The sequence below is a fragment of the Allobosea sp. 01N443 genome, assembly GCF_056399325.1.
This window is the reverse complement of the sequence record NZ_JBFTRC010000011.1, coordinates 35,000-48,503: the sequence shown is the minus strand read 5'-3', so window position 1 is coordinate 48,503 and position 13,504 is coordinate 35,000. Positions and strand designations below refer to the sequence as shown.

Here is a 13,504-nt window from a genome sequence, read left to right as displayed (position 1 = left end):
GCTCTCCCCATAGCTTCTGCCGCAACCGCCGCTGCCCGCGCTGCCAGGGCGCGGCGGCGAAGGACTGGCTCGCGCACCGGCAGGCCGATCTGCTGCCCGTGCCCTACTACCATCTCGTCTTCACCCTGCCGGCGCCGATCGCCGCCATCGCCTTCCAGAACAAGGCCACCGTCTATGGCCTGCTGTTCAGGGCCGCGGCCGAGACGCTCACCAGCATCGCCGCTGCCCCGAAGCATCTCGGCGCCCGCATCGGCTTCACCTCAGTGCTGCACACCTGGGGATCGGCGATGACCCACCATCCCCAGCTCCACATCATCGCGCCCGGCGGCGGCCTCAGCGCCGACGGCGCGGGCTGGATCGCTTGCAGGCCCGGCTTCTTTCTGCCGTGCGCGTGCTCTCGCGGCTGTTCCGACGGCTCTTCCTCGAAGGGCTCGTTGACCTGCACGCAGCCGGGCGGCTCGCCTGCCATGGCGAGCTCGTCCCCTTTGCTGAAGCCAATGCCTTCGCCGCTCTGCTGGCGCCGCTGCGCCGCGCCGACTGGGTCGTCTACGCCAAGCGTCCCTTTGGCGGTCCCGATGCCGTCCTGGCCTATCTCGCCCGCTACACCCACCGCGTCGCCATCGCCAACAGCCGCCTCGTCGCCATGGATTGGCGCGGGGTCAGGTTCCGCTGGAAGGACTATCGCGCCCGCTCGTCCGGCAAGGCCTGGATCAGGACCATGACGCTGGCGGCGCACGAGTTCATCCGCCGCTTCCTGCTCCATGTCCTGCCCGACGGCTTCCACCGCATCCGCCACTACGGCCTGCTCGCATCCAGCCGGCGGGCCCCCACGATCGCCCACGTCCGGCAGATCATCGCGGCGCAGGCGCCGATCAGCCCCGTTGAAGCCGACAATGCAGAGGCTCGCGCCGAGCAGAACGATCCCCGCGGTGAAGACCCTCCGCCGTGCCCATGCTGCAGCGGCCGCATGATCCTCGTCGAGCGCTTCGCTCCGGGTTCTGCCCCGCACACCATCCTCGCCGTCAGGATCGACACATCATGACGACGGCTCGGGGGCTCCATCTCGACAGAACAGGGCCGGTCTCGGGCAGAGAGCGGGCGACCCTGCGCGGCCCGACGGCGCAGACAGAGCTCGCGTCCGTCCCGGATCGACCCTGCGCCCAGAAAAAAACCGGCTCCCCGCGCCCCGACCGGCGCGTCCCATGCCAGCCGGCTCCCGCGCGCAAGCCCTCAATCCAGGCCGCGCGGCGAAATCCCCATAGCACCGGCCGACGCGGGCTCCGTCGCCTTTTGCTGGGCAGCCAGACCTCCGAGGCAGTTCGGTACCCGTTCTAGTGGTCATGTAGTGCAGATGCGGCGAAGGCAGCAGGGAGCGATTGATCGTATCGGCTGAATGTCCAAACGCATTTGCACTACGCCGCGCTGCATTTCAGGTCGGGGGCCGGGAAACGTCCGCAGCCCACCCGACAAAGGCATTCGCTGTGACCGATTATCGTTTGCGCAGCGTCATGCCGATATGACGCGAGCCTGGTCCGGTCCGACGATCGCGAGACTGATCGATCCGTCTCGCGATCGGACGAAATTAGTGGATGAACTGTTCGCGCGCTCTGCGCAGCGTCTCGCCACCGACCCAAGAAAGCACGAGCCTACATGGCCGTCGCACTTCTTGCCAAGGCGCCTTGATTTTCCGATGTCGGCGCGGCCTCGGAGGCTTACCAAAGCCTAGCCTCGTCTTGTCGGCAGCATCCGATCTGTTGCTGGAGATCGTCGAACAGGCTCAATTCGAGCTGCTGCTCCACGGTTGACGCGAAGTGTGACGGGACCGTTCGCGAAGAGTGCGACAACAAGCGCCGAAGAGCCTGAAAGAAAACCGCATCGCTGCACGGTGCAGCAAGATTGTCGAGAGCGGCGAGGAAACGCTCGTAGCGTGCCCGATAGATCGCGTGCCCTGGTTTCGGCGGTAACGAGCATTCTGGCAGAGGGACCCGGATTTCGAAATGTGGCAAGGCCGCCGGAGGCGGAGTATCGGGATGGCTTTTCTCCGCCGCGAGCCCTACGGCGATTTTGTCCTTCAGATGACGGACCGTCCGGACGGAGATGCCGAGAATTCGCCCGAGCTTTTGCAAACTCAGGCGTTGGCCGCTCGACATCAGCAGGTAAAGCCCCTGCAACCAGACATGGAGCGGGACGTGGCTGTTGTGAAAGATCGTGCCGTGCTTCACCGAGAAAGGCTTTCGGCAATGATAGCATTTCCACGTGCCAATTGAACTGCTTGGCCCGCTGAGGCGTCCGAGGCGGGACCTTTCCCCACAATGCGGRCAAACCGGTCCATCGCGCCAGTTCAAGACCTCCAGAGCGCGAAAGGCGGCCCGTTCGTCGTGCAAGCGGATAGCGTCCGGCATGGCGAGCCTCTGGAGCGCGGCAGGATGTCCCTGGCTCGCCTGAGYCGAGCGGCGAACGCCGGCTCAGGCAGGCTTCATGACAGGGCCAGGCCGCAGCTTTCTGGGTACCCGTCCAGCCCGACACACACCGGGCGCCGCCCCCGGTGCAGGCATCCATGCTCTTGCAGGCGAGCGTCGACAGGCCGGGGCCGATGAGGGATTCAAACACCCATCGCGGTTGGTCACTTTGAGTTAAATCAAAATGCGCTGACTTTTGGGAGGAAGCTGAGGAGGTTGGCTGGCACCGGCTGCTCCTGATGAAGAAACCATCGTGATCGAACTTTCGAAGCAGCGCGTGGTCGCTAACAACCAGTTCTTGAAGATCCAAACCCGAGCGAGTTCCCACGCCAGGATTGTCTCCGAAACGGAGAGGCTGATCCAGCAGCGTGCAGACAACATGCTCAGGCATCACGGACTGCGGATGGCCAAGCAGGCTTCTGACAGGCAGGGAGCGCTCGCGGCGCAGGTCAGCATGAAAGGACGCCCGAGGCCCGGCTTCAAGTAGCACCGGACTACATTTGCCATCCACAACCGTAACGAGAGCCCAAGGCTGATTTTAGGCACCTTGCACCAGATCGTTTTGCTAGGTCGCGCCGCACCACCCTGCAGGCTGATATACGAAAGCCTGCCGGATCGCACGGACGAACCCGACTGGGCGCGCCGACGGTCAAACTCCGGCACTTGGCTATTGCTGCGTTCGCCTCAGTAACGCGGCGTCGTAACCGAGCATCTTTGCTCTGCCCACGAGAGCAGAATATTGCTGCGGAGTGACAACGGGGCTTCGCGTCAAGATCCAGAGATAGCGCCCAGACGGTTCGCCAACGATCGACCAGGAATAATCTGGCGCCCTGTCGAGAACCCAATAGTCGCCTTCGAATGGCCAGAAGAATGTGACCTTCAGCTTCGCACCGTTGGATCCCTCGACCACGCGGGCGGATGCTTCCGCTGTTTTCAGACCACCAGATGGATTGCCCTGCCGGCAGGAGTTGATGACAGAAACCGCCCCGTCCGCCTTGAGCGCGTATTGGGCTGAAACGGCTTCGCAGCCCTCCTGAAAACTTGCTTCATAGCGCGCCTGTTCATACCACTTGCCTAGATAGCGGGTCAGTTCGACCCGCTTGCTCGGCTGGGGCACGTTTGCGTTCCCAACTGGCCGGTTTTCCAGGGGAAGGCACGCCCCAGAGAGTGTTCCGATTCCAACGGCAAGCAGGAGCGAGAGCGGTTTCATTGCTAGTCCTCATAGGAGGGCGCTGGCCCAACGCCGGACGGATCTGGCTGTTCCGCTCCTTACCTGCTAGCAGAACGGCTTCCGGATACGCACCGTCGCCTTACCACGAAGGCCGAATGTGCCGGTCGGCACAGCACCTTCGGAGCCGCCATCAGGCTCGGCGCAGGGCCACCAAGTTCACGTCGATCCTTTGTGCGCGGAAGCCTGCCTCGCAATAGCAGAGGTAGAATTCCCACAGGCGCCGGAAAGCTTCGTCGAAGCCGAGATGAGCGATCTCGCTCCAGCGCTCCTGAAAGCGCCGGCACCACTCCTTCAGGGTCAAGGCGTAGCTTTCGCCGAAATCGAGCTGCTCGACCACGGCGAGAGCGGCAGCCTCGGCACTATTCTTCAGCACCGGGACCGACGGCAGGCTGCCTCCGGGGAAGATGTAGCGCTGGATGAAATCGGTGCCCTGCTGGTAGCTTTCGAACAACGCATCGTCGATCGTGATCGCCTGCAGGACGACGCGACCGCCGGGTTTCAATGAGCGGTTCAGGGTATCGAAGTAAGACGGCCAATAGGCGCGGCCGACTGCCTCGATCATCTCGATCGAAACGATGCGGTCGAACTGCCCGGCGATGTCGCGATAGTCCCTGAGATCGATGGTAACGCGCTCGGACAGGCCTGCATCGGCCATGCGCTTTCGTGCGGCTTCGAGCTGTGCCGGCGACAGGGTGATGGCCGTCACGCGGCAGCCCTCGCGGGCCAGCCGCTCCGCCAGCGCACCCCAGCCGCAACCGATTTCGAGGACATGCTCGCCGCCCGAGAGGTCGAGCATGGCGACGATCCGATCGAGCCGGCGCTGCTGGGCGGCCTCGAGCGTCTCGGCCGGCGTCTCGTAGAGCGCCGAGGAATACATCATGCTGGCGTCGAGCCAGCGGGCGTAGAAGTCATTGCCGAGATCGTAATGCGCCGTGATGTTGCGGCGGCTGCCGCGGCGGGTATTGGCGTTGAGCACATGCCCCAGGCGGTTGAGCAGCCGCGCCGGCCAGGTGCCCGAGACGAGCCCCCCCAATGTCGCGTCGTTGCGCGCGCCGAGCTCGATCAAGRCCGTGAGGTCCGGCGTGTGAAGGTCGCCGTCGCGATAGGCTTCGGCCAGGCCGATATCGCCGTCGAGCAGAAGGCGGCGTATCGAGCGCCAGTTGTTCAGGATCATCGTCGCCTGCGGCCCGGGCAGACCAGGCGCGCTGCAGAGCCGTTCGCCCTCCGGCGTGAAGACCGTCAGGTGGCCGATGGCGATCCGGGRGAGCACGCGGCGCAGGAACCAGCGCGACAGGCCGATACGACCTGGCAGGGCGAGCGCCTCTTCGGGCATGCGAAAATGCTGTTCCGCGTCGGGCCGGCTCATGGCTTCATCGGTCCTTTCGCATGGGTAGTCACGGCTCTGCCGAGAGTGAAGGAGTGCTCGGGCGCCTCCGGATGGGGCCGCCAGGAAATCCGCTTCGCCAGCAGGCGCAGTGCGTGCCAGTGGATGGCCGCGGTGACCTTCAGCGTGAGCAGCGGATGGGTTGCGAGCAACCGCAGCAGGGCCGCGTCGCTCAGTTCCGTTCGCTTGCCGCTCAACACGGCGGTGATCAGGCGTCCCTCGGCGTCGCTCCCCTCGATGGCGACGGAGACGCGCTCTACCGGCGAGGTGACCGTAAAGGCGTAGCGCATGTCGAGATTCATGAACGGCGAGACGTGGAAGACTTTGTCGGCCTCCTGCCTGAGCGCGCCTTCCGAGATCTCGGCAGGCGCCACATAGCTATGGATCTCGCCGAAGGTGTTGTGCACCTCGTAGACGGTCGCGCAGAGGCTGCCGTCGCGGCGGTAGCAGAAATAGGTGCTGAGCGGATTGAACGCGTAGCCGAGGATGCGCGGCATGGTCAGCAGGCGGATCGGGCCGCCGTCATGCGCGATCCCGGCTTTGGTCAGGGTTTCCTCGATCTGGGGCCGCAGAGGCCGCCCGCTGCGATCCCCGTAATCCGCGTCGCGAAAGGCATAGAGATTGAAGCGGTTGCGCGAGAAGAAGCTGAGCTTCGCCGACAGCCGATCGATCTCGTCGAGATCGAGCAGCATCCAGAACACGCGATTGGCCAGCGCATGCGGGCGCGGCCGGAACCGATGATGCCTGACACGGCCGACATAGAGGGCGGATTGCAAGGTCATGCGGCCTGCTCCAACCGCGGCAGGATCGGAATGCGGCCGGATTCGTTGCGGACGCTCCATGGCCGGCGGACGCCGCCGAGCGCCTCGGCGACGGCAAGCCCCGCCTGCAGACCATCCTCGTGGAAGCCCGATCCGAAATAGGCGCCGCAGAACCAGCTTCGGCGCATGCCTTGCAAAGACCAGAGCCGTTCCTGCGCGTCGAGCGCCGCCGCGTCGAACAGCGGGTGTTCGTAGCTCTCCTCGTGGAGGATGGTCTCTTCGCGCAGCGTATCCGGCGGATTGAGCGTGACGAAGAAGGGCTGAACCTCCGGCAGGCGCTGGAGCCTGTTCATCCAGTAGGTGACCGCGCAGGCAGAATCCGGCTGCGCGCGATGACCGATATGGTTCCAGCTTGCCCAGGCGCGGCGGCGCTTCGGCATCAGTGTTTCATCACCATGCAGCACGGCGCGGTTGCGGCTGTAGCGGAAGGCGCCCAGCGCCTTGGCTTCAGTCGGGCTGGGATCGGCGAGCATGGCGAGCGTCTGATCGGCATGACAGGCAAAGACGACATGGTCGAAGGTTTCTGCCCACCCTTCGCCCGTCAGGACGACATCGTTGGCTTGGCGCAGGACCTGCCTGACCGGCGATCCGGCCCGGACTTCGCCCGAAAAGGCTGCCCGCAGTTTCTGCACATAGACGCTGCTGCCGCCTGTGATGGTGCGCCAGACCGGCCGGTCGCTGAGTTGGAGCAGCCCGTGATTGTGATGGAAGCGCAGGAAGGCGGCGGCCGGATAGGACAGGATCTCCCAGCAGGGAGCCGACCAGATCGCCGCCGCCATCGGCAGGAGATGATCGTCCCGGAAAGCGGCGCTGTACCCACCGGCTGCAAGATAGTCGCCGAGCGAGATATCAGCCGCGCGCCCCGCCAGCGCGTCCCTCGATGCGTTCCGGTAGAAGCGGGTAATGTCCTGCAGCATGGCCCAGAAGCGCGGGCGCACGAGATTGCTGCGCTGGGCGAACAGTCCTGCGACGCTGGTGCCACTATATTCAAGCCGCCCACCATCGAGCGACACGGCGAAGGACATCTCGGTCGGCTGCGTGGCGACGCGCAAATGGTCCATCAGCGCGATGAAGTTCGGATAGGTCGCCTCGTTGTAGACGATGAAACCGGTATCGACCGCCGTCTTGCCGCCGGCACCCGCAACGCGAACCGTGTTGGCGTGGCCGCCAAGGCGAGGCGCGGCCTCGAACAACACCACGTCATGCGCCTGCCCCAGCAGCCAGGCCGCCGAGAGACCGGAGATGCCGGCACCGATCACGGCGATCCGCATCGCCTTGCCCTGTGCCCGTTCCATCGTCGCTGCTTCATTGCTCATGACGGGTATACGCGGCACGGGCCGGACTGGATTTGCCGCCGCGCGCGCAAAAACGCGCCGGCCGAGTGACCCGTCAACGCACCTCCTGCGTAATCGAAGAAAGACCGAGACTTTCCGCGAGGGCGACGATGCTAATGAGCCGAATGAAGCGGGTGGTTACTTCGATCAGCGCCTACGCAGCGCATCCCGATCCGCGGGCCGCGATCGCCAATACCGTCGCGCTCGTGATCGTCTCCAACCAGCCATTCTATCCGCTCTATCTGGATTGGGCTGTCTCACCGGTCATTGCGCCTTCCTATGCCACCTTCCTCTCGACGCCCTTCTTCGTGGCGGTGCCAGCTGCCATGCGGCGCAGTGCCTTGCTCGGGCGATCGCTGCTTCTCGCCGCCGGCATCGGCAATACGTTGCTCTGCCGGGCCGCCTTTGGTCCGGGCTCAGGGGTCGAGGTCATCCTGTTTCCTTGCCTCATGCTGTCGCTGATGCTGTTTCGCCGCGCGGAGCGCCTCTTCGCTCTCGGCTTCGCGGGGCTGGCCTTCGTCGCCTATTTGCTGCCGGCCGCCTTCCTGGGGGCGCCGACACATCTGTACGGGCCCGACGAATACGCAGCCTTGCAGCGCCTGAATTTTCTGAGCGCTGCATCCCTGACCGCCCTGATCGGATGGCTGTTCGTCGGGCGTCTCGACAAATTCGCGCGCCGATGAAACCAGCGACACCCACGGAGCGTAGACGAGACGCATTCGCCGAAAGAACCTCATCATGACGCGCCTTCCGCTTGTCCTCGCCCTCGTCGCTTTTTCTGCCCACAGCGTTGCCGCAAGCGATCTCGACGGGACATGGTTGCGCGACGACGGCAATGCACGCGTGCGGATCGCGCCCTGCGGCGACAAGATCTGCGCCACCAATCTCTGGATCGGCGACCCCAGCAAGGGCGAGGCGGCCGGCGACAAGCTCGTCATGACGCTGGCCCGCCAGCCCGACGGGACCTTCTCCGGCAACGCCTACGACCCCAAGCGCGACTGGACCTACTCGATGACAATCACGGCGACACCGAGTGCGCTGACCACGCGCGGCTGCATCGTCGGGCGCCTGATCTGCCGTGACGTGAACTGGAAGGCCGTGGAGTGATGACGCCCGATCTCGTCCCGGTGATCCAGTGCGGAGCCGGCCGCGTATCTCGTATATGGTTCCCGCACTCGCCCTGACCGTCGACGGCATGCGCAACGCGGGAGCTGTCGCGCAAGGAGGTCGGTTTATCGTCTTGTTCGACCCCAACAGTCTGATTGCCGCCATTGCTCGCTCGGGCGACCGGGCGGCCTTTTCTGCGCTGTTCGACCATTTCGCGCCACGCGTGAAGGGATTGCTGATGCGCGGCGGCGCCCCTGCCGAGCTAGCAGAGGAGGTCGCGCAGGAAACGCTCTTGGCCGTCTGGCGCAAGGCAGCCCTGTTCGATCCGGCGAAGGCCAGCGCCTCGACCTGGATCGCAACGATCGCGCGCAACCTGCGCATCGACATCGCCCGCCGTGAGACCCGTTCGCGGCTGTCGCAAGTTTACGAGATCTTGGATGAAGAAGCCCCAGAACAACCCGATGCGATGCTCTCCGGCGCCGAACGCGATGCGCGCGTGCGGGCCGCGATGACCCAGCTTTCACCCGACCAGTACCGCGTCGTCGAACTCGCCTTCATAGAAGGCTTCAGTCATCAGGATGTCGCCAATCGCCTCGCCATCCCGCTGGGCACGGTGAAATCCCGCTTGCGCCTGGCACTGTCGCACCTGCGCGGCCGGCTGGAGGATCTGCGATGAGCATCTTGCATCGCCCGTCCGACGAGACGCTTGCCGCCTTCGCAGCGGGACAGCTCGACGAAGGCCTGGCGGTCGTCGTCGCCTGCCATATCGAGGCAAACCAGGAGAGCCGGCGGCGCCTGCGCGAGATCCAGGCCGTACAAGGCGCGCTGCTGGATGCAGTCGAGCCAGTCGCAATGGGTTCCGGCCCAAGTCCTGCGGCCATTGCGGCACGACCCGAGGCAGCGTCGGTTGCGGCCGCCCCGATGTCCGAAGCCGGGATGCCCAAGGTGCTGCGTCCCTATGGCCTCGGTCCCTGGCGCCCGATCGGCATCCGCATCGCCATGCGACGCGTCKAGGTTCCCGGAGCAGAAGCGCGCGTCTTCATGCTGCGCGCCGGGCCCGGAATCTCCCTGCCGCACCACAAGCATACCGGGTTCGAATGGACCACGATTCTCGCTGGCGCCTATGAGCATGAATATGGGCGCTACGCAGCCGGCGATTTCGACKAGGCCGATGCCGAGCATGACCATACGCCGCGGGTCGATCCCGTCGAGGGCTGCACCTGCATCGTCGCGATGACCGGGAGCGTGCAGTTGCAGGGATGGCTCGGCCAGCTGCTGCAACCGCTGGTGCGGTTTTGACGATCGCGTCCTTCGCAGCAGCTCTGGTCTTCGTGGCCGTGGCCATGTCGGCCTTCATGGCCTTGGCTACACTGGTCGAGCGCCGCACCGGCAATTCCGGCTGGATTGACGTGGTCTGGACTTTCGGGCTGGGCCTGACGGGTATCGCCGGCGCTTTGCTGCCTTTCGGGGCGGGGCCAATGTCACGACGCTGCGCCGTGGGGGGGCTCGCATTGGCCTGGGCGCTTCGGCTCGGCCTGCACATCGCGCGACGGACGGCCGGCATCACCGAAGATCCCCGCTATGCCAAGCTGAAGCGGGACTGGGGCAGCGCCGCACCACAACAACTGGCCCGGCTGCTGCAGATGCAGGCGCTGGTCAGCATTCCCCTGGGATTGGGGATCCTCCTCGCGGCACATAGCCCCGCGCCAGCGCTGGGCTGGCGAGATTTTGCTGGTGTCGCCGTGTTCGCCGCCGGCCTTGTAGGAGGCGCCATTGCCGATGCGCAATTGCGGGCCTTCGCGCGCTCGGGAGCGGGCGGCGTCTGCGACTCTGGCCTGTGGCGCTGGTCGCGGCATCCCAACTACTTCTTCGAGTGCCTGCTCTGGTGCTCCTATCCCGTGATCGCGCTCGCGACCGGCTACCCCTGGGGCTGGCTCGCCTTGCTGGCGCCGGCCTGCATCACGCTCCTGCTCACCCGCATCTCCGGCATACCGCCCCTGGAAGAGCACATGCTCGCCAAGCACGGCGAGGCCTATCGCGCATACCAGCATCGAACCAGAGCCCTGATCCCGCTGCCGCCGAAAGGAGCGACGTGATGACGATCATGCAGAAGCTTTCGACCTGGGGCGAAGGGCTGCCCGTTCCCGATGCCGTCAGCCGCATGGTGATCGGGTCGCTGGTCGGGCGCACGGCGCGCGCGCTGGCGGCGCAGTCGGCCGATGCCGCAGCCTTCGCCCGTGGCATGGCGGACTTTCCGATCGCCGTTCATACCGATGCCGCCAACGCGCAGCACTACGAGGTGCCGGCCGCCTTCTTCGATCAGGTGCTCGGTCCGCGGCGCAAGTATTCCTGCTGCTACTATGCCGATCCCGGCGATACGTTGGCCGCAGCAGAAGAGAAAGCGCTGGAACTGACCGCGGAACATGCCAGCCTGGCCGATGGCCAGGATATCCTCGAACTCGGCTGCGGCTGGGGCTCGCTGTCGCTGGGGATGGCGGAGCGCTATCCGCAGGCGCGGATCGTATCGGTCTCCAACTCGGCTTCGCAACGCGCCTATATCGAAGAGCAGGCGCAGCGCCGCCATCTCGGCAATCTCCGCGTCGTCACCGCCGACATGAACGAGTTCGAGACGGAGAAGCGTTTCGATCGCGTCGTCTCCGTCGAAATGTTCGAGCACATGGCGAACTGGCGCGAACTGCTCGGGCGCGTTCGTGGCTGGCTGAAGCCTGACGGTCGGCTCTTCATCCACGTCTTTGCCCACCGGCAGGGCTGCTACCGTTTCGACACCGCCGATACGGGCGACTGGATCGCGCAGCATTTTTTCACCGGCGGCCTAATGCCGAGCGCGACGCTCGCGCACCAATTCCCCGATCTCTTTACCGTGGAGGCCGAGTGGCGCTGGAGCGGCGAGCACTACCGCGCCACAGCCGAGGACTGGCTGGCGAATTTCGATCGCAATCTCGCGAAGATCGATCCGATCCTGCGCCAGACCTATGGCGAGGATGCGCCGCTCTGGCGCCGGCGCTGGCGGCTGTTCTTCCTGGCGACGAGCGGACTGTTCGGCCATGCCGGCGGCGACGCCTGGGGCGTCCATCACTACAGGTTGAGGGCGGCCTGACCGATTGGCCGGGCGGGGACTAGACCCAGCCCCAGCCAACAAGGCGCCGGACCACGATAAAGGCGACCCATGTGCACAGGCCGACGACGACCGTGCCATAGACKAGGTCGACGAGCGTGATCGTCAGCGTCCAGGGCCGCAGCGTAGCGTAGTTCGTCAGGTCGTAGGTCGCATAGGCCAGCAGGCCGATGAGCGCGCCATTGAGCAAGGCGGCGCTCGCGCTGCCGTCACGCAGCGCGGGCATCAGCGCGAAATCCACGACCCCTAGCGGAAAACCGAAATAGAACAGCGCCGCCGGCCAATAGCGCACCTGCTCGACGATCAGATCGCCGAGCGCAGGCCGGTAGAGCCTCGTTGTCATCGTGCCCAGCCAGATGGCGTCGCATATGCCGAAGGCGATGAGGAAGGCGACGTAACCGGCAACGAAGCGCATGGCAATCTCCCTGGTCTTGCGGGAGATACGCCGAGCGGGATGGCTTGGTTCAGTTCCGCTTGCGATCCTCGCCTATCGCCATGGAAATCCGTTCCGGGGGCGGAGCGTATAATAGGCGTTATCTCCTCGGCCCCAGGCGACCATGACGATCCGGATTATCCGACGCACCATCTTGCCGCTGCTTGCCGGACTTGCCTTGCCTGCCTGCGCAGCCCTGCGCAGCCCTGCGCCCCGGCGCCCTGACCGAAGGCGCGCGTGATGTGGCCTATGGCCCGCATCCCCGGCAGCGCATGGATATCTACGTGCCTTCCGGTGGCGGGAGAGCGCCGAAGCCGGTGGTGTTCTTCATCTATGGCGGGTCCTGGGCCAACGGGGCCAAGGAAACCTACTCCTTCGTGGGGGACGCGCTTTCGGCTCGCGGCTTTGTCACGGTGATCGCGGATTACCGCTTGGTCCCGGAGGTCCGCTTTCCGGTCTTCATCGAAGACGGCGCGCAGGCGCTGCGTTTCGTGCGAGACAACATCGCACACTTCGGCGGCGCCCCGGGGGCGATCCACCTGATGGGGCATTCGGCAGGCGCCTACAACGCGATGATGCTGACGCTGGACAAGCGTTATCTTGCCGCCGTGGGACTACGCGCCGGCGATATGCGGTCCATTGTCGGCCTCTCCGGGCCCTACGACTTTCTCCCGTTCGATATCGACGTGACGAAGGAAGCGTTTGGGAACGCGCGCGACCCCGCCCAGACTCAGCCTATCAACTTTACTAGGCGCGACGCACCGCCGGTCTTTCTCGCCACGGGATCGGAGGACACGACGGTGCTTCCGCGCAACAGCGAGCGCCTTGCGCTAGCGCTCCGAAAAGCGGGCGCGCGATCGGTGTCGCTTAAGATTTATCAGGGCCTCGGCCATGCCGGCGCAGCCATAGCGCTGTCTCGGATTCTGCAATGGCAAGCGCCGGTTCTCGACGACGTCGTCGCATTTCTTCAGGCCACTTGAGGTGGGGGGCTGGCGAGTTTTGCACCAGCAACGGTTCCACCCCGCGTTCCGCCCTGGAGCGCCGGGAAACGGACGTTCCAGATGTCGGCTAAGGGCCATCCTTCACCGTTTGGCGGTTTGCCGCGAACGTCTTACTTGGGTCGAGAGCGGGCCTTGAGCAGATCAATCGGGTATGTCCGCTTCCGGGCGATGGGCCAGAGTCGGCTATTGGCGCGTTCCGCCCCGAGGCGGGAGGGCGGTTCTGGCCAATTCCGGACTTTGACAGCGTCCGCTGTCGGGCGTCTTGGTTCATGAACCATCCGGTGTTAGCCAGTGGCCGTTAGCTATCCTTTAGGCCTTCGCCATTGGCGGCATTGTCCTCGCGGTAAATGTCGCACGTTCTCGTGAGAAGACGCGCGCTCTCCGTTGCGTGTCCGATGGTTCTGCAGCTTTCTCTCGGTGGGTCTGGAGCGCACCATTGGACTAAACCGCTCTCGCGGTAGGGCGCTGCGTCATCGTCGGTGCTGAGATTTCTCGGTTTGAAGCGCTGCATCCGAGGATTTGGCGGTCGTTCCCCCTGGTACTTGGAGGCTTCCATGACCGAGCCTGCTGTCAGCCCGCTGCGCCAGCGGAAGATCGA

The 13,504-nt window shown here is 65.0% G+C and carries 14 protein-coding genes and 2 pseudogenes; 9 read left to right on the top strand and 7 right to left on the bottom strand.

Going from position 1 to position 13,504, the window contains the following annotated elements:
- Positions 1–14: 14 nt before the first annotated feature.
- Positions 15–1,042 (top strand): annotated as a pseudogene (locus AC1DRP_RS05440) (IS91 family transposase); the annotation flags it as partial.
- 670 nt (positions 1,043–1,712) lie between these two features.
- Here the strand turns inward: AC1DRP_RS05440 and AC1DRP_RS05435 are convergent.
- Both AC1DRP_RS05435 and AC1DRP_RS05430 read right to left on the bottom strand, forming a co-directional pair.
- Complete coding sequence (locus tag AC1DRP_RS05435) at positions 1,713–2,222, bottom strand: transposase (protein WP_476768015.1); 510 nt, start codon at positions 2,220–2,222, stop codon at positions 1,713–1,715.
- Positions 2,223–2,243: 21 nt separating this feature from the next.
- Positions 2,244–2,402 (bottom strand): annotated as a pseudogene (locus tag AC1DRP_RS05430) (transposase); the annotation flags it as partial.
- A 310-nt stretch (positions 2,403–2,712) separates the two neighbouring features.
- On the opposite strand from AC1DRP_RS05430, the gene AC1DRP_RS05425 reads away from it, so the two are divergent.
- Positions 2,713–2,946: a hypothetical protein gene (locus AC1DRP_RS05425; protein WP_476767999.1), complete on the top strand. Its 234-nt coding sequence runs from the start codon at positions 2,713–2,715 to the stop codon at positions 2,944–2,946.
- Positions 2,947–3,126: 180 nt separating this feature from the next.
- On the opposite strand, the gene AC1DRP_RS05420 is transcribed toward AC1DRP_RS05425, so the two are convergent.
- From AC1DRP_RS05420 to AC1DRP_RS05405, 4 genes are all read right to left on the bottom strand, one after another.
- A complete protein-coding gene (locus AC1DRP_RS05420) occupies positions 3,127–3,576 on the bottom strand; it encodes a lipocalin family protein (RefSeq protein WP_476767998.1) in 450 nt (149 codons plus the stop codon).
- 244 nt (positions 3,577–3,820) lie between these two features.
- Complete coding sequence (locus AC1DRP_RS05415) at positions 3,821–5,056, bottom strand: class I SAM-dependent methyltransferase (protein WP_476767997.1); 1,236 nt, start codon at positions 5,054–5,056, stop codon at positions 3,821–3,823.
- Entirely contained in the window at positions 5,053–5,856 is an 804-nt protein-coding gene (locus AC1DRP_RS05410; RefSeq protein WP_476767996.1) for a DUF1365 domain-containing protein, read from the bottom strand. Before AC1DRP_RS05410 ends, AC1DRP_RS05415 begins: the two co-directional genes overlap by 4 nt.
- Positions 5,853–7,211: an NAD(P)/FAD-dependent oxidoreductase gene (locus AC1DRP_RS05405; RefSeq protein WP_476767995.1), complete on the bottom strand. Its 1,359-nt coding sequence runs from the start codon at positions 7,209–7,211 to the stop codon at positions 5,853–5,855. The genes AC1DRP_RS05410 and AC1DRP_RS05405 overlap by 4 nt, the downstream gene beginning before the upstream one ends.
- 134 nt (positions 7,212–7,345) lie before the next feature.
- Between AC1DRP_RS05405 and AC1DRP_RS05400 the strand changes: the two genes are divergently transcribed.
- The 6 genes from AC1DRP_RS05400 (at position 7,346) to AC1DRP_RS05375 (ending at position 11,454) form a co-directional block, all read left to right on the top strand.
- Entirely contained in the window at positions 7,346–7,912 is a 567-nt protein-coding gene (locus tag AC1DRP_RS05400) for a hypothetical protein (RefSeq protein WP_476767994.1), read from the top strand.
- A gap of 55 nt (positions 7,913–7,967) precedes the next feature.
- The gene (locus AC1DRP_RS05395) at positions 7,968–8,336 is read left to right on the top strand and encodes a DUF2147 domain-containing protein (RefSeq protein WP_476767993.1); all 369 of its coding nucleotides are present in this window, start codon (positions 7,968–7,970) and stop codon (positions 8,334–8,336) included.
- Positions 8,337–8,424: 88 nt separating this feature from the next.
- Positions 8,425–9,012 carry a sigma-70 family RNA polymerase sigma factor gene (locus AC1DRP_RS05390; protein WP_476768014.1) on the top strand — a complete coding sequence of 196 codons (588 nt, stop codon included), beginning with the start codon at positions 8,425–8,427 and terminating at the stop codon, positions 9,010–9,012.
- A complete protein-coding gene (locus AC1DRP_RS05385; RefSeq protein WP_476767992.1) occupies positions 9,009–9,635 on the top strand; it encodes a ChrR family anti-sigma-E factor in 627 nt (208 codons plus the stop codon). Before AC1DRP_RS05390 ends, AC1DRP_RS05385 begins: the two co-directional genes overlap by 4 nt.
- Complete coding sequence (locus tag AC1DRP_RS05380; RefSeq protein WP_476767991.1) at positions 9,596–10,432, top strand: DUF1295 domain-containing protein; 837 nt, start codon at positions 9,596–9,598, stop codon at positions 10,430–10,432. The genes AC1DRP_RS05385 and AC1DRP_RS05380 overlap by 40 nt, the downstream gene beginning before the upstream one ends.
- Complete coding sequence (locus tag AC1DRP_RS05375; RefSeq protein ID WP_476767990.1) at positions 10,432–11,454, top strand: SAM-dependent methyltransferase; 1,023 nt, start codon at positions 10,432–10,434, stop codon at positions 11,452–11,454. The genes AC1DRP_RS05380 and AC1DRP_RS05375 overlap by 1 nt, the downstream gene beginning before the upstream one ends.
- 19 nt (positions 11,455–11,473) lie before the next feature.
- Here the strand turns inward: AC1DRP_RS05375 and AC1DRP_RS05370 are convergent, their stop codons facing one another.
- Positions 11,474–11,887 (bottom strand): DUF2177 family protein, encoded by a 414-nt coding sequence (locus AC1DRP_RS05370; protein WP_476767989.1) that lies wholly within the window; start codon positions 11,885–11,887, stop codon positions 11,474–11,476.
- A 290-nt stretch (positions 11,888–12,177) separates the two neighbouring features.
- Between AC1DRP_RS05370 and AC1DRP_RS05365 the strand changes: the two genes are divergently transcribed.
- The gene (locus tag AC1DRP_RS05365; protein ID WP_476767988.1) at positions 12,178–12,885 is read left to right on the top strand and encodes an alpha/beta hydrolase; all 708 of its coding nucleotides are present in this window, start codon (positions 12,178–12,180) and stop codon (positions 12,883–12,885) included.
- Positions 12,886–13,504: the final 619 nt, after the last annotated feature.